Consider the following 22,249-nt stretch of genomic DNA (forward strand, 5'->3'; position numbering starts at 1 on the left):
ATTCCATATGAGGCTTTCTAATGATGGTTTGCTTGCTTTTCATTATAGGTCATATGGGACTTTTTGATACTCAAAAGGCCCTATAATCTCTATGGTGGAGTTACCCACTACAGAAATTATAGAGCCACAAAACCTCTTGATAAGTTCTATATCCTTCTAGGTAAATGTAGTGTTTATCTAGAAGGATATAGGACTTTTTGCATTTGGTAAAGCATTTCCGAGATTTATTTTACACTAACAAAGCATTTAGCATACATGTTATGACAGTTGAGGTTTAGTGTTATTTTCAAGATTTCTTTATGTATACAATGTATAAAGAAAACATCACTTCTCTCAATAGTAGATGACAAGAAGTGATGTAATGATATTTATTGGATATTTAGTTTATTTTTGATAATCAAGTAAGTACCGATGTAGAATATAATGGCTGAAATAGAAGATTCTATAATTCCGCTGATTAAGTAAGTATCCATAACAAAGTCTGGAGTAAAGAATTCCATATTATATCCAATTGCTAAATCAAATACTGACCAGATGACAATTATTGTAAAGTATGCAACAAATCCCATCAAACCACGACGATCTTGGAAGAGTTGACCGATTGAAATCGAAAAATAAATTAACATAATGGCTGATAAAACTGAAGTCAGAGCAAATAGGATAAAGAGTCCAGCTTGAGGTGTCATTAAGTAAGGTTTGAGACGTGGCAATATAATCAACACATCTTTTAATGCAAATGATGGTAAACTAATGAGGACAAAACTTAGGACAAGAACTAAGGAATTCAATAGTGACCAGAAGACTGAGGTTAAGAGTTTTGATAAGATGACTGCATGTGTACTAACAGGAAGTGTTAGTGTTAGGTAACCTTCTCGTCCGAAAATATTGGTATTAAATCTGGAAATGATTAAGAATAATGTCGAAATTGAGATACCAACAATAATGGCAACGAGTGTCATTGTTAAGAAGAAGTAGAAGGTGTCCTGAACATATAGCATTTCATTTTCAGCACTGTGTTTAAGAGTTGAGTTAATGGTGAATCCTATTATAATAGATAGGATTAAAGCGCCAGCGTAAAGTAGAAAATACCATTTTCCTGCTGCTTTTATTTCGTATTTTAATAGTTTCCCAAACATGATTAACCTCCTTATGTTCTAAACACGTCTCTAAAAATAGCATCGATTGATTTGCCATGTTCTTCGCGCAAGTCATCAGTATTGCCTTGTAGAACAAGTTCTCCTTTACGGATAAAGATAGCCTCATCTAAAATAGGCTCGATATCTGAGATGAGATGTGTTGAAATGATTACAGAAGCCTCTTCTGAATAATTATTGATTATGGTTTTTAAAATATATTCACGAGCTGCAGGATCAACACCACCAATTGGTTCATCAAGAATATAGAGTTTAGCTTTACGGCTCATCACTAAAATCAATTGAACTTTTTCTTTATTTCCTTTTGAGAGGTTTTTTAACTTTTCATCACAGCTGATATCTAAATCATTGAGAAGATTTTCAGCACGTTCTCTGTCAAAATCTTCATAGAAATCTTCAAACAAGGTCAACATGTCAAAAACTTTCATATTATCTCTGAGATATGTTGTATCTGGTAGGTAAGAGATTATTTTTTTTGTCTCAACTGAAGGTCTAAAGCCGTTGATGACAATCTCACCACTGGTTGGTTGTAAAAGCCCATTAATCAATTTAATGAGTGTTGTTTTACCACTTCCGTTTGGTCCTAAAAGACCAATGATTTTACCTGAAGGGATAGATAGGGTTAAATTATCTAGGGCAGTATGTTTACCATATTTTTTAGTTACACGATGAACTTGTAAAAGTTGTGTCATAATGATTCTCCTTTAACCACTTGTGATGTTTCCAAATAGGTAGAAACCGTATTGATAATGGACTGGTTATCCAATCCAATCTGTTTCATTTTAGAGATGAAATTTAATATTTCAGTTTCTGCTAGTTCCTGGCGTTGCTGACGAATAAGTTCTAAGTCATCTGTGACAAATCGTCCTGATGTCCTTTGAGAATAGACAATTCCTTCACGTTCTAATTCAGTAAACGCACGTTGAATGGTATTGGGATTAACACCGGCTTCCTCTGCTAATTCTCTAACAGTTGCTAACTGTTGCCCACTTTTTATCACGCCACTAATAATTTGTAGCTTGATGTGATGAGCTATTTGTGCATAAATTGGAGATTTTTCATCAAATATCCATGCCATAGCTTGCTCCTTTCTGAAGGTAACATAAAGATGATAAATGAGTTATCTTTTGTATTATCATAATAAAACAAAAGAACGACTTTGTCAAGAAAGTTCTGTTTTTTTATAGTATAATATTAATTAACTAGTCAGTTATCTCTATATCAAGCAAGGAGAGGAGTTTTATGTTTGCTCAATTAGATACTAAAACGGTCTATTCCTTTATGGATAGTGTTATTGATATTGAAAACTACATTCAAAAGGCTTGTGAGCTGGGGTATAAAACCCTAGGTATTATGGATAGGGACAATCTTTATACAGCCTATCATTTTGTTAAGGCATGTGAAAAGGTAGATATCCAACCCATTATTGGACTTGAAATAAAGATCGCAATAAAAGGGCAATCAGTATCATTACAGTTGATCTCCTTAAATACAAACGGCTATAAGCAGTTGATGAAAATTTCAACGGCTGTTATGACGAATCATCGTGATTGGGATGATATTGTCCAATTTTTAGAAGACATTGCTATAATCATACCTTATAAGGATAACAAGGAAGTCGTTAAAGAAGTAAAATTGCCGATGTCATACTATATTGGTGTTTATCCAGATACAGAAATCCAATCATTTTCAGCTAAAACAATCGCTCTGCACCAAGTTAGGTATTTTGAGAAAGAAGATATTGAAACTCTTCATGTATTGCATGCTATTAGGGAAAACACTTCTTTAAGCAACACTCCCCCACCAACCCCTCATCAGGAATTTTTATCTCCATTTCAAATTGAGGCTATCTTTCAAGAACGTTATCCAGAAGCTTTAGACAATCTTGATGAATTGGTGAAGGGGGTAAAATACACATTTGATTCTCATCTTAAATTACCAAGATTTAATCCTTCTAAAGAAGCTGTTGTAGAACTCAGGGAGCTAGCAGAAGCTGGGCTTTTGGCAAAAGGTTGTCAAACAAGTTTCTATCAAAAGAGACTTGACCATGAACTGAGTATTATCCACAAAATGGGATTTGATGATTATTTTTTGATTGTCTGGGATCTCATTCAGTTTGGTTTGAGAAGTGGTTACTATATGGGAATGGGTCGTGGTTCGGCAGCAGGAAGTTTAGTTGCCTATGCTTTAGATATTACAGGTATTGATCCAGTCAAAAATAACCTCCTTTTTGAGCGTTTTTTAAATGAGGAACGCTACAGCATGCCTGATATTGATATCGATTTACCTGATATTTATCGTACTCATTTTTTGAATTATACAAAAGAACGCTATGGAGATAATCATTCTGCTCAAATTGTGACATTTTCTACTTTTGGAGCTAAACAAGCGATTAGGGATGTCTTTAAGCGATTTGGTGCTAAAGAGTATGAATTGAGTAATCTAACAAAGAAAATCGGTTTTAAGGACACACTTGATTCGGCTTATCAAAAACAGCTATCCTTGAGACAATTGATTAACAGTCGTGTAGAATTTCAGAAAGCTTTTGCGATTGCCAAACGAATTGAAGGCAAACCAAGACAGACATCTATCCATGCGGCAGGAGTTGTTATGAGTGATGATCTCCTGACGGAGCATATTCCTTTGAAATCAGGTGAGGATATGATGATCACTCAGTACGACGCGTCAGCAGTAGAAGCGAATGGATTACTGAAAATGGATTTTCTTGGCTTACGTAATCTAACTTTTGTTCAAAAGATGAAAGAGAAATTGTTCTTTGAACAAGGCATTTCAATTGATATACGTGAGATTGACTTAGAAGATCAAAAAACGCTAGAGTTATTTGCACGTGGCGATACAAAAGGCATTTTTCAGTTTGAGCAAGCAGGAGCCATCAATCTGTTAAAAAGAATTAAACCTCAGCGTTTTGAAGAAGTTGTTGCGACGACAAGTCTAAATCGTCCGGGAGCCAGTGATTACATTGAAAATTTTATCAATCGTAAATATGGCAAGGAACAAGTAGACTTGATTGATCCCTTAATTGCGCCAATTTTAGAACCTACCTATGGTATTATGCTCTATCAAGAGCAGGTTATGCAAATTGCACAACTTTTTGGTGGTTTCACATTAGGTAAAGCTGATTTATTACGTCGTGCCATGTCTAAAAAAGATGCTCGAGAAATGCAGCGTATGGAAAGTGATTTTTTAGTAGGGGCACAATCTTTGGGGCATTCCTTAACAACGGCTAAACACTTGTTTGCGATGATGGCAAAGTTTGCTGGCTATGGTTTTAATAAAAGTCATGCCTATGCTTACTCAGCCTTAGCTTTTCAATTAGCCTATTTTAAAGCCCACTACCCATCTATCTTTTATGATGTGATGCTTAACTATTCTAGCAGTGATTACATTACTGATGCCCTATCATCTCATTTTAAATTAGCAAAACCGAACATCAACAATGTCGGTTATCATGATAAAATCAATCAAAATTATATTTTATTAGGGATGAAACATATCAGACAGCTCCCAAAAGATTTAGCTTTCTGGATTATAGAAAATAGACCTTTTGTAAGCATTGAAGATTTTTTGACAAGACTTCCAGAAAAGTATCACAAGCAAACATTGTTAGCTCCTCTGATACAGATTGGTTTATTTGACGAATTTGATACAAATAGGCGTCAAATCTTAGAAAATTTGGATACATTATTCATTTTTGTCACAGAACTAGGTAGTTTGTTTGCTGATTCGTCATATAGTTGGACGATTCATGATGATTATAGCGATTTAGAAAAATATCAATTGGAGCAAGATATTTTAGGCGTTGGTATAAGTCCTCATCCGCTTATTGGTTATTTAAAAGATTTTAAAGGTCACTATACACCGTTTGATGAGCTTATACCAGATCAGAGAGCAACCCTACTATGCCAAATAAGTTCTATTAGAATTATTAGAACAAAGAGCACTGGACAAGAAATGGCATTTTTAAAAGTATCAGATAGTAGGAAACATATAGATGTGACACTGTTTCCAGAAGTATTTAGTCGCTATAAATCTTTGATCCAAGAAGACCAAATGGTTTGGGTGAAAGGAAAAGTAAAAAAACGTGATGATCAAATGCAATTGGTTTTGGAAGAACTTGAGTTACTCAAGGAGGAGAAATTATGGATACTCCTAGCTAATCATGAGCATGATCAAATCATTGCCGATATTTTAAGTCGCTACAATGGTGATATTCCCGTTGTTTTGAGATATCAAGAGACTAGAGAGACATTGAGAATTCAGGAATTTAGAGTGAGAGATAGCACGGCTTTATTAAATGACCTGTCTCCATATGTCTTGAAAACGATTTTTCAGTAAAATATGTAAGAAAAACAAGCATTTTTCCAATCTATGTGCTATAATAGAAACGTTGAAATATCAAAAAAGGAGTATTAAAAAATGAAGCGTATTGCTGTTTTGACTAGTGGTGGTGACTCCCCTGGTATGAATGCTGCAGTTCGTGCAGTTGTTCGTCAAGCAATTTCAGAAGGAATGGAAGTTTACGGAATCAATAATGGCTATGCAGGCATGGTTGCAGGAGATATTTTCCCTCTTGATTCACGTACAGTAGGAGACAATATTTCTCGTGGAGGAACCTTTCTTTATTCTGCTCGTTATCCTGAGTTTGCTAAGTTAGAAGGTCAATTAGCTGGTATTGAGCAATTAAAAAAACACGGTATTGAAGGTGTTGTTGTTATCGGTGGCGATGGCTCTTACCATGGGGCTATGCGTTTAACAGAGCATGGTTTCCCAGCAATTGGTGTTCCAGGAACAATTGATAACGATATCGTTGGAACAGATTATACTATTGGTTTTGATACTGCAGTTAATACGGCTACTGAGGCTATTGATAAATTACGTGACACTTCTTCAAGTCACAAGCGTACTTTTGTTATTGAAGTCATGGGTAGAAATGCTGGTGACATTGCTCTTTGGGCAGGTATTGCGGCAGGTGCTGATCAAATTATTGTACCAGAAGAAGATTATGACATTAATGAAGTCGTAGCATCGATCAACCATGGTTACAATTTAGGTAAAAATCACCATATCATTGTTCTTGCTGAAGGCGTTATGAGCGGAGAAGCATTTGCTGCTAAACTTAAAGAAGCTGGAGACATTAGTGACCTTCGTGTGACTAACCTTGGTCATATTCTACGTGGTGGTTCACCGACTGCCCGTGACCGTGTTTTAGCATCTTGGATGGGTGCTCACGCGGTTAAGTTGCTTAAAGAAGGACGTGGTGGTTTAGCTGTTGGTGTTCACAACGAAGAACTTGTTGAGAGTCCAATTCTCGGAACAGCAGAAGAAAATGCTCTGTTCAGCTTGGGTGAAAATGGTAAGATTATTGTGAATAACCCACATAAAGCACGTCTTGATTTCGCTCAATTGAATAAAGATTTAGCTTTCTAATCATTAAAAATGTTATAACTTAGTCATAAAAGACAAAAAATAAAGGGAGTTTAACGAAACATGAATAAACGCGTAAAAATTGTTGCTACACTTGGTCCTGCTGTTGAAACACGTGGTGGTAAAAGTCAACACGAAAGTGGTTATTGGGGTGAGCCACTTGACGTTGAGACGTCAGCTCAAACTATTGCGAAATTAATTACTGAAGGGGCTAACGTTTTCCGTTTCAACTTCTCACATGGTGACCATGCTGAGCAAGGAGCACGTATGGCAACTGTTCGTCGTGCAGAAGAGATTGCAGGTCAAAAAGTTGGTTTCTTACTTGATACAAAAGGTCCTGAAATCCGTACAGAGCTTTTTGACGGTGAAGCAAAAGAATATTCATATAAAACAGGTGATCAACTTCGTGTAGCTACAAAACAAGGAATTAAATCAACAAAAGAGGTTATTGCTCTTAATGTTGCAGGTGGTCTTGACATTTTTGACGACGTTGAAGTTGGTAAACAAATTCTTGTTGACGATGGAAAACTTGGTTTGACTGTTATCGCTAAAGATGAAGAAAAACGTGAATTCATCGTTGGTGTTGAAAATGATGGTGTAATTGCCAAACAAAAAGGCGTTAACATTCCTTACACTAAGATTCCGTTCCCAGCCCTTGCTGAACGCGATAACGCTGATATCCGTTTTGGTCTTGAACAAGGCTTGAACTACATTGCTATCTCATTTGTTCGTACAGCAAGAGACGTTGAAGAAGTTCGTGCTATCTGTAACGAAACAGGTAACTCACATGTTCAACTCTTCGCTAAAATTGAAAACCAACAAGGTATTGACAATTTAGATGAAATTATTGAAGCTGCTGATGGTATCATGATTGCTCGTGGTGATATGGGAATTGAAGTACCATTTGAAATGGTTCCAGTTTACCAAAAAATGATTATCACGAAAGTTAATGCTGCAGGTAAAGCTGTTATTACAGCGACAAACATGCTTGAGACAATGACTGAAAAACCACGTGCGACGCGTTCAGAAGTATCAGATGTCTTCAATGCTGTTATCGATGGTACAGATGCAACAATGCTTTCTGGTGAGTCTGCAAACGGTAAATACCCTGTTGAGTCTGTTCGTACAATGGCTACTATTGCTAAGAATGCTCAAAATCACCTTAATACCTATGGTCGTTTAAGTTCAGCACACTTTGATCGTACTTCAAAAACAGAAGTTGTTGCATCAGCTGTTAAGGATGCGACACATTCAATGGACATTAAATTGGTTGTTGCGATTACTGAAACAGGTTATACAGCTCGCTCAATTTCAAAATACCGTCCAGATGCTGATATCCTAGCTGTTACTTTCTCTGAAAAAGTTCAAAAATCATTGATGTTGAATTGGGGTGTTATTCCAGTAGTTACTGAAAGACCAGCATCAACAGATGATATGTTTGAATTGGCAGAAAAAGTTGCACTTGAACAAGGTTTAGTAGAATCAGGTGATAATATCGTTATTGTGGCTGGTGTTCCAGTCGGTGTAGCTGGTTCAACTAACACAATGCGTGTTCGTACAGTTAAATAATTAAATTAACAAGGTAAGAAATTGGATTTTGAATTCAATTTCTTATTTTGTTTTCATAGCATATTGTTTTGTTTTTGAGAGTTCTTAGTCTCAGTTATTTAACAAGAAGATTAAGCCATAGCTACTGATTAGTTTTTAACGTTATTTTGCTTATCTTCGCATCTTTTTTTCCCATTTATTTTATGGTATAATAGCAGTATTAAGAAGAGGAGTAGTTATGGTCAAACGTGATTTTATTAGAAATATTGTTCTAGCCGTTTTAGCTATACTAATGCTTATTTTTTTAAGGCTTTTTGTCTTTGATACCTATCGTGTTGTTTCAGAGAATGCTAATGCTTTTATTAGAGAAAATGATTTGGTTACTGCAACGAAACATGATTTGCCTAACTATAAGGAGTTGGTTGTCTATAAATTTGACAATAAAACGCATATAGGTCGTGTCATAGGGCTTCCAGGGCAGACGATCACTTATATGGACGATATTTTTTACCTTGATACCATGGTGGAATCTCAGGATTATTTAGAAAAGTTGCGTACCAAGCACCTAGTTGCTTCTAATGGTGAGACAGCTTTTACACCTGATTTTACTTTAGAAACCCTGACAGAAGGAAAATATCAGACAATTCCAGATGATTATTATTTGATTTTGAATGATGATAGGCAAAATTTCAATGATAGTCGTACTTTTGGATTGATACCTAAAAAGCAAATCAAGGGAACTATTACATTTCGTTTATTACCTCTAGAGGATTTTGGTTTTATTGATGTGGAGTAACCAATATGGTTACTCTTTTTTTTGTAGTGTTTTATATCCAAATAGACTATACCAATTATAATAATTGACTTTAATGAAATAAAATTATATACTATTTTAGTGGTTTTTGAGTCTTATTGAAAGACTATACCAATTTACAATGACGATAGGAGAAGTAAGTCAGAATTATCTGACTGAAAAAAGTATATGTGTGGAATTGTTGGCGTTGTAGGCAATAAAAATGCAACTGACATTTTGATGCAAGGTTTGGAGAAGTTAGAGTATCGTGGATATGATTCTGCAGGTGTCTTTGTCTCTAATGGTCAAGGAAAGTCAAAATTAGTTAAGTCTGTTGGACGGATTGCAGAATTACGCGACAAAATCGGAATTGATATTGCGGGATCAGCGGGAATAGGACATACTAGATGGGCAACTCATGGTAAGCCGAGTGAAGCGAATGCACATCCTCACCGTTCTGAAACTGGACGCTTTGTTTTGGTTCATAATGGCGTTATTGAAAATTATGCAGAGATTAAGGAAACTTATCTTTCTAATCACCATCTTCAGGGACAAACCGATACAGAAATTGCGGTTCATTTAATCGGTAAGTTTGTTGAAGAAGATGAGATGCCTATTTTACCGGCTTTTCAAAAGGCTTTGTCTATCATTGAAGGGTCTTATGCGTTTGCATTAATGGATGCAAATGATGATAGCACTATTTATGTAGCTAAAAATAAGTCACCACTTCTCATTGGACTTGGTGATGGTTATAATATGATTTGTTCTGATGCCATGGCTATGATTAGAGAAACTAATGAGTATATGGAAATTCATGATAAAGAGCTTGTCATTGTCAAAAAGGATGGTGTGACTATCCAAGATTATGCAGGCCAACAAATCCATAGAGAAAGCTACATTGCTGAATTAGATTTGTCTGACATTGGTAAGGGAACTTACCCTTATTATATGCTTAAAGAAATTGACGAGCAACCAACGGTTATGCGCAAACTGCTTTCAGCTTATACTGAAGATAATCAGGTTAAGGTTGATAGAGGCATTGTTGATGCAGTGATAGAAGCAGATCGTATTTATATATTGGCTGCTGGGACATCTTACCATGCAGGCTTTGCTGCAAAAGACTTTTTAGAGCAGTTGACCAATACACCTGTTGAATTAGGTATTGCGTCAGAATGGGGCTACAACATGCCACTTCTTAGTGAGAAACCCTTATTCATTATGATTAGCCAATCAGGTGAAACGGCTGATAGTCGTCAAGTTTTAGTTAAGGCTAATGAGATGGGGATCCCAAGCTTAACTGTAACGAATGTTCCAAGTTCAACCTTATCTCGTGAGGCGACACACACCATGTTGTTGCATGCGGGTCCAGAGATTGCTGTTGCCTCGACCAAGGCTTATACAGCTCAAATTGCAACCTTAGCGATTTTAGCTAAAGCAGTAGGTGAAGCGATTGACAATCCTAAGGCTAAAGACTTTGATCTGATACATGAATTATCCCTTGTTGCACAATCAATGGAAGCGACTTTAGCCCAAAAAGAGCAAATTGAAGCTAAAGTATCAGAGCTTTTAGCGACTAGCCGTAACGCTTTTTATATCGGACGCGGTACAGATTATTACGTTGCCATGGAAGCCAGCTTGAAATTAAAAGAAATTTCATATATTCAGTGTGAAGGTTTTGCTGCAGGTGAATTAAAACACGGGACAATTGCTTTGATTGAAGATGGTGTGCCAGTTATTGCCTTGTTATCAAATAACCCAATTTTAGCATCACATACACGTGGAAATATTCAAGAGGTTACAGCAAGAGGAGCTAAAGTGCTGACCATTGCTGATGAAGTAATAGCGACAGCCAGTGATGACTTGACGATTTCAACGGTTCATCCGTATTTATCTGCTATTTCAATGGTTATTCCAACACAGTTGATTGCTTATTATGCAACTTTGCAACGTGGTCTTGACGTCGATAAACCACGTAACTTAGCTAAATCGGTAACGGTCGAATAATAGCTTGCTAAAATAGTCTGACTAGAGTAAAATAGTAAGGTAACTATTTATTACAGATGAAATAGATGATAAGATAAACGAGGAGAAAAAATGTCATTACCAAATTGTCCAAAATGTCAGTCAGAGTATGTTTATGAGGATGGTGCACTACTTGTATGCCCTGAATGTGCTTATGAATGGTCACCTAGTGATAGTGTAGAAGAAGAAGGTTTAGTTGTTCTTGATAGCAATGGAACAAGATTATCAGATGGAGATACTGTGACGGTTATAAAAGATTTAAAAGTTAAAGGTGCTCCTAAAGATATTAAGCAAGGTACGCGAGTAAAAAACATTCGTCTCGTTGAAGGGGACCACAATATTGATTGTAAAATTGATGGTTTTGGTGCCATGAAGCTTAAATCAGAATTTGTTAAAAAGGTCTAAATGTTCTTTTTAATAGCGCATATCAAATAGCTTTTGATGATTTAAAAACAACGGTTTAAATTCCGTTGTTTTTATTTTATAGATAAATGTTGACAAAAAGATTATCTATATGATATTTTTAGGTAAACCTAAATTATATATTAGAATCGACTAATGTAATATTTTGTTATTATGATAAGTTTTAAATTGTCATAAAACTTGTGTTGTCGTACTTAGAAAGATTTTTATGTCGAAACGTTCATTACTTAAATCATCCCTGCTCTTGTTTAGTAGTAGTATCTTATTTCTCAAGTGTAGAGTCATTGAAAAATCATTTATCTCAGAAAGGTTAATGCCTCTTTAATGCGTATTCAACACCATTATGGTGAATAAGTCAAAATGTAAATACTGAGATATCAGACTTTCTTATTTTCTTTATATGGAAAACCCTAGCTTTAACTCAGGCTAGGGTTATGATTCTATTTTAGTGGTTTGGTGGTAAATGACTTGCCAAATTTCGTGTCGTCGCCAAATACTGGTATGCTTTTCGTTGTTCAATTCATACGTTAATAATTTGGTTTTTTGACTAATAGTTTGAAAAGAGAAGTGTTCAATATTACTGGGTAAAAAGCGTTCTAGCTCAACGAGTTTTTGCTTATCGCTGATTTCGCCATTACTTTCGATATGATAAAAATTGTCGTGAATATGTTGGTCATAGTCAGGTAGTTTAGAGAGAATCATTTTTTCATAAGTCAAGAGTTTTTTGTAAACATTCTCAAAGATCTCATCTTCGGGTAGAGCAGATGGCTCTACATGGATATCAATATCATAGACGCCAAACTCATCCCGTAACAATTCTTCAACTTTTTCTGTAATAGCATGACTTTCATAAACAGATAAATCCGGATGCATCTCTAATACAATATCGAGATACACATTACTGCCGTAAGTGCGACCACGTTGAGATTTGACAGTGGTTATCTTAGGGATTTGTAAGATAGCTTCTTCATAGATGTGAAGTGTCTCTTCATTGAATCCATCGGATAAGGAGAAACTTGCCTGAGCAAAGATGTCATAGGCGGTTTTTAAAATAAATAAGGTAATAACGAAAGCAACAATTTGGTCGATCAGAGGAAAGTGTAACCAACTTGCTAATATGGCAAATGAGGTACCTATTGAAGTGACTGCATCTGCTAAATTATCCTTTGATGCTGCAATCAAGGCACTTGATTTAATCGTTTTTGCCAGATTTTTATTATAGGTATAAACAGCTAACATGACTAGAGCTGATAATAAACCAACAGCAGCACCTAAAGGGTCTATTTTAGGAGTGGTTTTACTAATGATGTTTTGGATGGTCTGAAAAAGAATTTGAATACCAATCATAAACATGATACAGGAAGTTAATAGACTTGCCAAATCTTCAATTTTCCAATGACCAAATTTATGGTCAACATCCGCTGGTTTACTTGCCATTTTGAGACCAATGAGTAGCGTCACGTTGCTGATAATATCTGAAAAGTTATTAAAGCCATCAGCCACTAGGGAAGAGGCCCCTAAACTGTAACCTGCTAATAGCTTTATACAGGCTAGAATGAGATAGGTCAGAATGCTCAGGATTGGTCCGCGTTCTGCCAGTTTTAAGTCTTCAGTTGGGGTTGACATAATTACTCCTAACTTAATTGTTTATTGAAATGGATTTGTATTATCGTTTAGCCATAGTCACAAATGTAAATTTATCAGGACGATAGCTGATGGTACCGTATTGGAAAATCTGACCATTCGACAGGTATGTTAGGCTGGTCATGACGGCTACCATATCAAAATCGCCCAAATCCATATTAGCTTTTTCTTCGTCGGTTGCGTAACGAAAGGCAATTTCTCTACGAGAGTGGGTGATTTTCAGTCCAAGTTCTGTCTCTAAATATTGATAAATGGATTGTTCGGCAATATCTTTATTGAGGTATGGGATGACTCGTCTATCAAAATAAGATAATTCATATTCAATCCGTTCACCATCGATTTCTCTACTGCGTCCAACACGGTAAAAATCGACACTGTCATCCACCTTAAATATTTCCATCAATAATGGTTCTCCTTGAACAATATAGAAGCTGTTCAAATGTGTTTTAATATCATGACCATCTGCTCTATTTAATTCATCGGAAGTTCGAATTTCACTAATATAGTTATTTTTAGTACGCCCTCGTTCGAGAACAATAGAATTTCTCCCTCTCATTTTTTGAATGTAGCCATCAAGTTCCAATTGCAATAATGCCTTGCGAATAGTATCTTTAGAGAAACCATAAAAAGCCATTAATTCATTTTCGGTAGGCAATTCCTGATTGACTTTTAATTCACCCTTATCTATCTTACTTTTGATATCGCTATAAACGGATTTATATTTACTCATCTTAATCTATTCCTTTGTTCTAACTCTCTTTAGTTTACCATAATTGGACTAACAAAACCATACCACTAATTATATGTACATAAAAGTGATATTATTTTAAAAATAATTACGTAAAACATATTGACTTTTGCAAACGTTTTCGTTAAAATATAATTGTTGTTGAAGGAGGTGAATCTGAAATAAATGAAATTATTAACCTTAAATGTTCATTCATGGCTTGAAGAAAACCAAGAGGACAAGCTGGTTATTTTAGCTAAGGCAATCGCTGAAAATGACTATGATGTTGTGGCTTTACAAGAAGTCAATCAGCTGATTGTCTCAGAAACGATTAGCCAACAGCTCAAAAAAGATAACTTTGGTATGTTATTAGTTCAAATGATTAATGAATGGTCTGACCATGTTTATTCTTACGTTTGGAGTCAATCACATATAGGGTATGACAAATACGAGGAAGGTATTGCTATCTTAACTAAGCTGCCGATCTATGATACAGATGCTTTCTATTGTAGCCAATCGACAGATATCAATTCTATCGCTGCAAGAAAAGTGGTCGGCTTAACCTTATCCTATCATAATCAGCTTATTGATTGCTACTCTTGCCATATTAATCTCCCAGATTGCAAGGGTGAAGATCAAGTTGAAAATGTTAGAAGTATTCTTAATAGGCACTCTGCCAAGCGTTTAAAGATATTATTAGGGGACTTTAATGTTGATGCCTTATCACAATCCAGAGAGTATCAACGGTTAAAAGAGTTACCACTTTATGATACCTATGATTTGGCAAAAGTTAAAGATGATGGTATTACGGCAACGAAAGCTATTGATGGTTGGGATAATCATTTCCAAGATAAAAGATTAGATTATGTCTTTGTTAATGAACCTTGCCAAGTTAATGCACATCGTGTGATTTTTAATGGTAAATATAAGCCTATTGTGTCAGATCATTATGGTGTTGAAGTAGAACTAGTTTTTTAGGAGGAGACAGATGAAAAAATTTTTAAGCTTTGAATTTTGGCAAAAATTCGGTAAGAGCTTGATGGTTGTGATTGCCGTTATGCCAGCGGCTGGATTGATGGTTAGTATCGGGAATTCTATTCCGTTGCTTAGTCAAGATTCGGCTACACTTGCCTTGATTGGTAATGTGATTGCTCAAATTGGTTGGGGGATTATTGGTAATCTCCACTTACTATTTGCACTTGCAATTGGTGGTAGTTGGGCTAAAGAAAGGGCAGGAGGAGCTTTTGCTGCAGGATTGGCTTTTATTCTGATTAACCTTATCACAGGTCATTTCTTCGGCGTATCAACAGCCATGCTCAATGATGCTGAAGCAACTGTTAAAACAGTCTTTGGGACAACTATCCCTGTATCTGGTTATTTTGTGTCTATCTTAGGTCAACCAGCTTTGAATATGGGTGTTTTTGTCGGTATGATAGCTGGTTTTGTAGGTGCAACAACATATAACAAGTACTACAATTATCGTAAACTTCCAGATGCTTTATCTTTCTTTAATGGTAAACGTTTTGTTCCTTTTGTTGTCATCTATCGTTCAGTTCTTGTTGCCTTGACATTGGCAGTGGTTTGGCCGCTGGTTCAGACAGGAATCAATAATTTCGGAAAATGGATTGCGAACTCACAAGACACAGCACCAATCTTAGCGCCATTTGTATATGGAACATTAGAACGTCTATTGTTACCATTTGGTTTGCATCACATGTTAACCATTCCGATGAACTACACTGCCTTAGGTGGTACTTATGAAATCTTAACTGGTGCTCAACAAGGTAGCCAAGTATTTGGACAAGATCCACTTTGGTTAGCTTGGATTACAGACTTAATTAACCTCAAAGATGCTGGCGAGCTTTCTCAGTATAATACGTTATTAACTAACGTGACACCAGCGCGTTTTAAAGTTGGACAAATGATTGGTTCAAGTGGTATTTTGATGGGCTTGGCTTATGCAATGTACCGTAATGTTGATGCTGACAAGAAAAAACAATATAAAGGTATGTTCATCTCAACTGTACTCGCTGTCTTTTTGACAGGTGTAACAGAGCCGATTGAGTTTATGTTTATGTTCGTTGCCTTACCCCTTTATCTAGTGTATGCTTTAGTTCAAGGTGCGGCATTTGCTATGTCTGATCTTGTAAACCTTCGTATGCATTCATTTGGTAATATTGAATTCTTAACCCGTACACCAATGGCAATCAAAGCTGGTTTAGGTATGGATGTGCTTAATTTTATCTGGGTGACTATTCTATTTGCTGTGATCATGTATGTGATTGCAAATATTATGATTAAGAAATTCAACTTTGCGACACCTGGTCGTAATGGCAACTATGAATTAGATGGACAAGTTACAGAATCTTCTTCAAATACCACAAATTTAGATGCTAGTTCGCAAGTTGTTCAAGTCATTAATCTTCTTGGTGGTGTTGACAATATCACTGATGTAGACGCTTGTATGACAAGGTTACGTGTATCTGTGAAGGATTTGGACAAAGTTGGCAAAGAAACTGCTTGGAAACAGGCAGGTGCCATGGGGTTGATTATGAAAGATTCCGGTGTACAAGCTGTCTATGGTCCCAAAGCAGATATTTTAAAATCTGATATTCAGGATGTCCTAGATTCCGGTGTCTCTGTACCTAAAGCCGTTTCAAGTCAGTCAGCTACTCAGGTTAATACTGCTATGCTAAAAGGAACAGTCGAAGAGATTTATTCTGTAGCTTCAGGTGAGGTTATTCCTATTACTGATGTTAAAGACCCTGTTTTTTCTCAAAAGATGATGGGTGAAGGATTTGCTGTTGAGCCTGATAATGGTTACGTCTATTCCCCAATTTCTGGAATAGTGACTAGTGTTTTTCCAACAAAACATGCTATTGGTTTGCGAACAGATGCTGGACTAGAAGTTCTTATCCATGTTGGCTTAGACACTGTTGCTTTAAACGGTGCCCCATTCTCTGTCAAGGTGGTTGATGGGCAACGCGTTGAAGCAGGAGATTTATTACTGGTAGCAGACATTGATTCCATTGTGGCTGCTAAACGTGAAAAAACGATTGTTGTTGTTTATACAAATACTGCAGAGCTTAGCTCAGTAGATTTATTCAAAACAGGTAAATTAGGGCAAAATACCCTTGTAGCAAAGGTTGTGCTTTAAAATAGCCAAATTAAAACGAGACTAAATATCATAAAAAACGAACAGTTCCAACATTCTATTCCAAGGAATGCTGAGCCTGTTCGTTTTTGTGTGGTGGCTAATTTAGTTTTAGTTTATTCATTTTTTGCTTCAAAATAACGGTTTGTTTCTGCAATAATCACTGGTGACAAAGCCAACAAAGCGATGAGATTTGGTAAAGCCATTAAGCCATTGACAATATCTGCAATAACCCAGATTAGATCCAGTTTTAGAAAAGCGCCTAAAGCAACCATAAGAACAAAAAGAATACGATATGGAGTGATAAAATGAGTTCCTAGAAGAAAGGTAACACAACGTTCGCCATAATAGCTCCATCCCAAAATAGTAGTAAAAGCAAATAGCACTAAGCAGAATGTAAGCATGATTGAGCCAAATTGAGGGAAAATTGTCGCAAAAGCAGCTTGTGTGAGCGGAGCTCCTTCAAGTTGAGTTGTCCATTGACCTGTGACCAGAATCACTAAGCCCGTCAGGGTACAAATGATAATAGTGTCAATAAAAGTTCCTGTCATTGAAACTAAACCTTGCTCGACAGGTTCATTAGTCTTAGCTGCAGCAGCTGCAATTGGTGCTGAGCCAAGACCAGATTCGTTGGAAAAAACCCCTCTAGCAATACCTTTTTGGATCGCATCTTTCACAATAGCACCTGAGAATCCTCCCAGTGCTGCTGCGGGAGTAAAAGCTGATTGTAGGACTAATTGTAACATCGGAAGAACCGACTGATAATTAACAATAATGATAGCTAATGATACAATCAGATAAATACCAGCCATGAATGGAACGATTTTAGTGGAGACTGTTGAAATAGATTGAATACCTCCAAAAATCACAATGGCTACGAGTATGGCGATAACGAGACCAGAAAATTGTTCCGATATTTTTAAACTTTGTTTTAGGGAAGAGGTAATAGCATTAACCTGAGTGAATGTTCCTGTCCCGAAAAGAGCAACTAAAATACCACTGATTGAAAAAAACTTCGCCAGAGGTAACCATTTTTCACCCATCCCGTGAACAATATAGTACATAGGGCCACCAGCAATTTGTCCATTAGCATCTTTAGTACGGTATTTGATCGCTAACAATCCTTCAGCATATTTTGTCGCCATACCAAAGAAGGCAGCAATCCACATCCAGAATAGTGCTCCTGGTCCACCAGATTTGATGGCAGTAGCAACACCAACAATATTTCCCGTACCAACGGTTGCAGCTAAGGCAGTGGCTAGAGCAGCAAAGCTAGAAATATCTCCATGCCCTTCATCGTCAACGAAAATAAGTTTAAAAGCTGTACCTAATTTACTCATTTGTAGCAAACCAAGTCTTATGGTTAAATAGATACCCGTACCAACCAAAAGAATCAGTAGAGGTGGTCCCCAAACCAAGTCGTTTAACATCTGAAAAAATGATAACATGTTTATCTCCTTTATCACGGTTAAGAAAACAGACAAGAGAGAGAGAAGGACGTGATACATCAAAAAAGTTCGTATAGCAACACCATTTAGCAAATTACTAAGTAAGGTTGAAACACCTACCTGATCAGTACTAAATTAAGTTGTTGATACGAACTCTGAGAAATAAAGCTTAGTAAAAAGCAAGCTTTTAAAAATAATAAGGAAAACACTCAAAAAGCCTTAAGCAATGAGCGAATCATTCATTATCTTCTGTCCTTTTGCCTGAGAGATTGAGTAGCTAATCTACCTTGCCCCTTCGGCGCCTATATAGGTCTCTCCAGAAGTCCGTCAGTTGAACAGTCCCGCTCAATAGATGAGCACCTGAGAGTATAACTCCTTCGGCGATGACAAATATCATCTTCTCCTGTAAAACATCAACCGGTATTCATTTAATTTTTAACATTTTACCAATTATATATAAAATTTGTCAAGCTTTTGAATTTGTTTTTATTTAATATAATAGACTAAGTAGGACTTTGACTTTTTTAGTTGTTTAAAAAATGGTATAATTTGGTGACTACTTGAAAGAGAGAAGATAAATGAATCCTTTATTAAATGGTATGAATGAGAAGCAAACTGAAGCTGTTAGAACAACAGAAGGACCGTTGTTAATCATGGCTGGTGCTGGTTCAGGTAAAACAAGGGTATTGACGCATCGTATTGCCTACTTGATTGATGAAAAAATGGTTAATCCCTGGAATATTTTAGCTATTACCTTTACGAATAAAGCTGCTAGAGAGATGAAAGAGCGAGCGATGGCACTTAATCCTGCTACGCAAGATACCTTGATTGCTACTTTTCATGCCATGTGTGTCCGAATTTTGAGACGTGATGCAGATCATATTGGATATAATCGCCATTTTACGATTATTGATCCAGGTGAGCAGCGTACTTTGATGAAGCGGATTTTAAAAACACTCAATTATGATCCTAAACAGTGGAATGAAAGATCTATTTTAGGAACCATCTCTAACGCTAAAAATGATTTGCTAGATGAAAAAGCCTATGAACAAAGAGCCAATGACATATACAGTCAGGTTGTTGCCAAATGTTACAAACTGTATCAGGAAGAGCTAAGGCGTAGTGAAGCCATGGATTTTGATGATTTAATCATGCAAACCTTGCGTTTATTTGATCAGCATCCTGATGTTTTAGCCTACTATCAGCAACGTTATCAATATATTCATGTCGATGAGTACCAAGATACCAACCACGCTCAGTATCAGTTAGTAAAATTACTTGCTAAACGTTTTGAAAATATCTGTGTTGTAGGGGATGCAGACCAGTCTATCTATGGTTGGCGTGGTGCTGATATGCAAAACATTCTTGATTTTGAGAAGGATTATCCTCAAGCAAAAGTGGTGTTGTTGGAAGAAAATTACCGTTCAACCAAGAGAATTCTTAAAGCGGCCAATGATGTTATTGCCAACAATAAAAAACGCCGTCCTAAAAACTTATGGACACAAAATCAAGAAGGTCATCATATTACCTATCATCAAGGGCGTGATGAACAAGAAGAAGCCGTCTTTGTGGCTAGTCAGATTGAACAACTGGTCCGAGAGAATAATCGCCATTACAAAGATTTTGCAGTATTGTATCGCACCAATGCCCAATCACGTACTATCGAGGAGGCTTTGCTAAAATCTAATATTCCTTACACAATGGTTGGTGGCACGAAGTTTTATAGCCGCAAGGAAATTCGTGATATCATTGCTTATTTGAATGTTGTCGCTAATACTTCGGATAACATTAGCTACGAACGTATTATTAATGAGCCAAAGCGTGGCATAGGTCCAGGAACAGTAGAAAAGTTGAGGCTTCATGCTAATCAGTATCAATTATCACTGTTTGAAGCTTCTGATCAAATTATGCTATCTGGGATAAAAGGTAAGGCAGCCCAATCTATATGGGATTTGGCTAATCTGTTGTTACATTTACGTAGTTCTTTGGACAAGATGAGTTTAACAGACTTAGTGGAGACTATCCTTGAAAAAACAGGGTATAAAGAAGCCTTAGCTGTTCAAAACACTCTTGAGAGCCAAGCTCGTATAGAAAACTTGAACGAATTTCTCTCTGTTACCAAACATTTCGATGACAAGTATACGGAACAAGCTACTGGTCTAGAAAAACTTAGTCAGTTTTTGATTGATTTGGCCCTGATTGCTGATACAGATGATGGCGAGGTGGAGTCTTCAGAAGTTACCTTGATGACGTTACATGCAGCAAAAGGTTTGGAGTTCCCTGTGGTATTTCTTATTGGCATGGAAGAAAATGTCTTCCCACTTTCACGTGCTAGTGAAGATGAGGAAGAGTTGGAAGAAGAACGTCGCTTAGCTTATGTGGGTATCACGCGCGCTGAGGAAGTGCTATTTCTGACCAATGCCAATACGAGAACTATGTTTGGTAAAACCAATTCTAATCGTCCTAGTCGCTTTATCAGGGAAATATCAAGTGATTTATTAATTTATGACGGATTAGCGAGACCAGTACAGTCTTCATTTGTAGCTTCTTATAGTAATCAAGGTAAATCACAAACCTTCGGACAAGGGATGAGCCTTTCTCAAGCACTACAGATGCGTAAACAAGCTGCTAGTCCAAGAGCATTTGGTCAACCGATATCATCCTATAATCAAGATTCTTCATCGGATGTGTCTTGGGAAATTGGTGATATTGCCATACATCGTAAATGGGGAGAGGGGACAGTCCTATCAGTATCAGGAACAGGTAAAACTCAGGAATTAAAAATTAATTTCCCTAGTGTTGGCTTGAAAAAAGTACTAGCTAGCGTAGCACCTATCGAGAAAAAAACCTAATCCATCACATTAAAGCAATAGGCAATTATGTTCAGTAGTGGTATAATAGAAGTATGAAAACCCTATCAAAAAGTAGGAGATTGGGAAGGATAGATACTTATGAAATTTGTATTTGATATAGACGGTACCTTGTGTTTTGATGGCTTAACAATAGCTGATGAGTTGAAACACTGTCTGTTAGATGCTCAAAATCAAGGTCATGAAGTGATTTTTGCGACAGCTCGTTCTTATAGAGATGTCATAAGCCTTTTAGGTGAGCAACTAAGCCAAAATCTGGTTATTGCTTTAAATGGAGGAGTTGTTTACCAAAATGGAAAACTCCTAAACGAACAACATATCTCAAAAAAGGTTATCAATGACTTGCTGACTTGGAGTCAACGCTACAACCTACCTTACTTTATCGATGATAATTTTAATTACAGTGCTTATATTCCTGAAAAAATTCCTTTTATTAAAACTGTAGATGTTCTTGGTAAAGGGAAACGATTAGAGTTATCAGAATTGCAAGAAGTCATTAAAGTTGTCCTTTATATGGGTGATCATGAGGAGTTGGTTGCTGACCTCTGTGATGATTTAACTGCCTTAGGAGAGATAGCGATTAGCTATAACGAAAATGAAAAATGTCTCTATATTCTTCCAGCAGATATCAATAAGGCAGCTTCAGTTATGGATCATGTCGGCGCTGATTTTGTTGTTTTCGGCAATGATAAAAATGACAAAGAGTTATTTAAAGCAGCTCTCTATGCTGTACAAATCGGAAACTATAAACCTCTTCGTAAATATGCAGATGAGCAAATTCTTATCCAAGAAGGTACTGAAGAACTTATTTTATCCAAAATAAAGGCGTTATTTGAACAATTTGCAACAAATTCTCGCTAAACTGAACACGAAAAGAAACTGGTATACTTTTAGCCAGTTTCTTTTTTATAATCATTATCATTTATGAAAAAATTAAGAAAATATTTGAAACCCCTTTCTTTTGTGCTATAATATTAGAGTATTGAAAAGCCTTGAAAGCTTGTCAGACAAGGCTTTTTTA

At 36.4% G+C, this 22,249-nt stretch carries 16 protein-coding genes and 1 riboswitch; of the genes, 10 read left to right on the top strand and 6 right to left on the bottom strand.

The genetic code is table 11. From position 1 onward, the window contains the following. Positions 1-368 precede the first annotated feature (368 nt). From ACVRZH_RS01500 to ACVRZH_RS01510, 3 genes are read right to left on the bottom strand one after another with little or no spacing between them, the layout of a single operon-like run. On the bottom strand, positions 369-1,136 hold the full coding sequence (locus tag ACVRZH_RS01500) for an ABC transporter permease (RefSeq protein ID WP_447453557.1): 768 nt from the start codon (positions 1,134-1,136) through the stop codon (positions 369-371). Positions 1,137-1,147: 11 nt separating this feature from the next. After that, positions 1,148-1,846 (bottom strand): ABC transporter ATP-binding protein, encoded by a 699-nt coding sequence (locus ACVRZH_RS01505; RefSeq protein WP_447453558.1) that lies wholly within the window; start codon positions 1,844-1,846, stop codon positions 1,148-1,150. Then, positions 1,843-2,232: a GntR family transcriptional regulator gene (locus tag ACVRZH_RS01510; protein WP_447453559.1), complete on the bottom strand. Its 390-nt coding sequence runs from the start codon at positions 2,230-2,232 to the stop codon at positions 1,843-1,845. Before ACVRZH_RS01510 ends, ACVRZH_RS01505 begins: the two co-directional genes overlap by 4 nt. A 164-nt stretch (positions 2,233-2,396) precedes the next feature. On the opposite strand from ACVRZH_RS01510, the gene ACVRZH_RS01515 reads away from it, so the two are divergent. From ACVRZH_RS01515 to ACVRZH_RS01540, 6 genes are all read left to right on the top strand, one after another. Further along, positions 2,397-5,510: a DNA polymerase III subunit alpha gene (locus ACVRZH_RS01515; protein WP_447453560.1), complete on the top strand. Its 3,114-nt coding sequence runs from the start codon at positions 2,397-2,399 to the stop codon at positions 5,508-5,510. 81 nt (positions 5,511-5,591) lie between these two features. After that, entirely contained in the window at positions 5,592-6,602 is a 1,011-nt protein-coding gene (gene pfkA, locus ACVRZH_RS01520; protein WP_447453561.1) for a 6-phosphofructokinase, read from the top strand. Between the two features lie 60 nt (positions 6,603-6,662). Then, a complete protein-coding gene (pyk, locus tag ACVRZH_RS01525; RefSeq protein ID WP_447453562.1) occupies positions 6,663-8,168 on the top strand; it encodes a pyruvate kinase in 1,506 nt (501 codons plus the stop codon). Between the two features lie 217 nt (positions 8,169-8,385). Then, entirely contained in the window at positions 8,386-8,943 is a 558-nt protein-coding gene (gene lepB, locus ACVRZH_RS01530) for a signal peptidase I (protein WP_447453563.1), read from the top strand. Between the two features lie 186 nt (positions 8,944-9,129). Further along, positions 9,130-10,944, top strand: coding sequence for a glutamine--fructose-6-phosphate transaminase (isomerizing) (gene glmS / locus ACVRZH_RS01535; protein WP_447453564.1), 1,815 nt, complete (start codon positions 9,130-9,132; stop codon positions 10,942-10,944). Between the two features lie 90 nt (positions 10,945-11,034). Beyond that, positions 11,035-11,367, top strand: coding sequence for a zinc ribbon domain-containing protein YjdM (locus ACVRZH_RS01540; RefSeq protein WP_447453565.1), 333 nt, complete (start codon positions 11,035-11,037; stop codon positions 11,365-11,367). A gap of 450 nt (positions 11,368-11,817) precedes the next feature. Here ACVRZH_RS01540 and ACVRZH_RS01545 read toward each other — a convergent pair whose 3' ends face one another. After that, positions 11,818-13,014 carry a cation diffusion facilitator family transporter gene (locus tag ACVRZH_RS01545; RefSeq protein ID WP_447453660.1) on the bottom strand — a complete coding sequence of 399 codons (1,197 nt, stop codon included), beginning with the start codon at positions 13,012-13,014 and terminating at the stop codon, positions 11,818-11,820. 37 nt (positions 13,015-13,051) lie between these two features. Then, positions 13,052-13,759 carry a UTRA domain-containing protein gene (locus tag ACVRZH_RS01550; RefSeq protein ID WP_447453566.1) on the bottom strand — a complete coding sequence of 236 codons (708 nt, stop codon included), beginning with the start codon at positions 13,757-13,759 and terminating at the stop codon, positions 13,052-13,054. Between the two features lie 183 nt (positions 13,760-13,942). Between ACVRZH_RS01550 and ACVRZH_RS01555 the strand changes: the two genes are divergently transcribed. Together ACVRZH_RS01555 and ACVRZH_RS01560 are read left to right on the top strand one after the other, a co-directional pair. Continuing rightward, entirely contained in the window at positions 13,943-14,734 is a 792-nt protein-coding gene (locus ACVRZH_RS01555; RefSeq protein WP_447453567.1) for an endonuclease/exonuclease/phosphatase family protein, read from the top strand. Between the two features lie 10 nt (positions 14,735-14,744). Next, positions 14,745-16,913 (top strand): PTS transporter subunit IIBC, encoded by a 2,169-nt coding sequence (locus tag ACVRZH_RS01560; RefSeq protein WP_447453568.1) that lies wholly within the window; start codon positions 14,745-14,747, stop codon positions 16,911-16,913. Positions 16,914-17,026: 113 nt separating this feature from the next. Here ACVRZH_RS01560 and ACVRZH_RS01565 read toward each other — a convergent pair whose 3' ends face one another. Continuing rightward, positions 17,027-18,358 carry an alanine/glycine:cation symporter family protein gene (locus tag ACVRZH_RS01565; RefSeq protein ID WP_447453569.1) on the bottom strand — a complete coding sequence of 444 codons (1,332 nt, stop codon included), beginning with the start codon at positions 18,356-18,358 and terminating at the stop codon, positions 17,027-17,029. Between the two features lie 239 nt (positions 18,359-18,597). After that, positions 18,598-18,688: riboswitch (glycine riboswitch) on the bottom strand. A gap of 248 nt (positions 18,689-18,936) precedes the next feature. Here ACVRZH_RS01565 and pcrA point away from each other — a divergent pair. Together pcrA and ACVRZH_RS01575 are read left to right on the top strand one after the other, a co-directional pair. Then, on the top strand, positions 18,937-21,210 hold the full coding sequence (gene pcrA / locus ACVRZH_RS01570; RefSeq protein WP_447453570.1) for a DNA helicase PcrA: 2,274 nt from the start codon (positions 18,937-18,939) through the stop codon (positions 21,208-21,210). Positions 21,211-21,309: 99 nt separating this feature from the next. Beyond that, positions 21,310-22,089 carry an HAD-IIB family hydrolase gene (locus tag ACVRZH_RS01575; protein WP_447453571.1) on the top strand — a complete coding sequence of 260 codons (780 nt, stop codon included), beginning with the start codon at positions 21,310-21,312 and terminating at the stop codon, positions 22,087-22,089. Positions 22,090-22,249: the final 160 nt, after the last annotated feature.

It is taken from the genome of Streptococcus fryi, assembly GCF_053206505.1.

What these genes read in the sequence shown, in the direction of transcription:
- ACVRZH_RS01500 (WP_447453557.1), bottom strand. Translation starts at nt 1,136, where the DNA reads ATGTTTGGGAAACTATTAAAATACGAAATAAAAGCAGCAGGAAAATGG.
- ACVRZH_RS01505 (WP_447453558.1), bottom strand. Translation starts at nt 1,846, where the DNA reads ATGACACAACTTTTACAAGTTCATCGTGTAACTAAAAAATATGGTAAA.
- ACVRZH_RS01510 (WP_447453559.1), bottom strand. Translation starts at nt 2,232, where the DNA reads ATGGCATGGATATTTGATGAAAAATCTCCAATTTATGCACAAATAGCT.
- ACVRZH_RS01515 (WP_447453560.1), top strand. Translation starts at nt 2,397, where the DNA reads ATGTTTGCTCAATTAGATACTAAAACGGTCTATTCCTTTATGGATAGT.
- pfkA (WP_447453561.1), top strand. Translation starts at nt 5,592, where the DNA reads ATGAAGCGTATTGCTGTTTTGACTAGTGGTGGTGACTCCCCTGGTATG.
- pyk (WP_447453562.1), top strand. Translation starts at nt 6,663, where the DNA reads ATGAATAAACGCGTAAAAATTGTTGCTACACTTGGTCCTGCTGTTGAA.
- lepB (WP_447453563.1), top strand. Translation starts at nt 8,386, where the DNA reads ATGGTCAAACGTGATTTTATTAGAAATATTGTTCTAGCCGTTTTAGCT.
- glmS (WP_447453564.1), top strand. Translation starts at nt 9,130, where the DNA reads ATGTGTGGAATTGTTGGCGTTGTAGGCAATAAAAATGCAACTGACATT.
- ACVRZH_RS01540 (WP_447453565.1), top strand. Translation starts at nt 11,035, where the DNA reads ATGTCATTACCAAATTGTCCAAAATGTCAGTCAGAGTATGTTTATGAG.
- ACVRZH_RS01550 (WP_447453566.1), bottom strand. Translation starts at nt 13,759, where the DNA reads ATGAGTAAATATAAATCCGTTTATAGCGATATCAAAAGTAAGATAGAT.
- ACVRZH_RS01555 (WP_447453567.1), top strand. Translation starts at nt 13,943, where the DNA reads ATGAAATTATTAACCTTAAATGTTCATTCATGGCTTGAAGAAAACCAA.
- ACVRZH_RS01560 (WP_447453568.1), top strand. Translation starts at nt 14,745, where the DNA reads ATGAAAAAATTTTTAAGCTTTGAATTTTGGCAAAAATTCGGTAAGAGC.
- ACVRZH_RS01565 (WP_447453569.1), bottom strand. Translation starts at nt 18,358, where the DNA reads ATGTTATCATTTTTTCAGATGTTAAACGACTTGGTTTGGGGACCACCT.
- pcrA (WP_447453570.1), top strand. Translation starts at nt 18,937, where the DNA reads ATGAATCCTTTATTAAATGGTATGAATGAGAAGCAAACTGAAGCTGTT.
- ACVRZH_RS01575 (WP_447453571.1), top strand. Translation starts at nt 21,310, where the DNA reads ATGAAATTTGTATTTGATATAGACGGTACCTTGTGTTTTGATGGCTTA.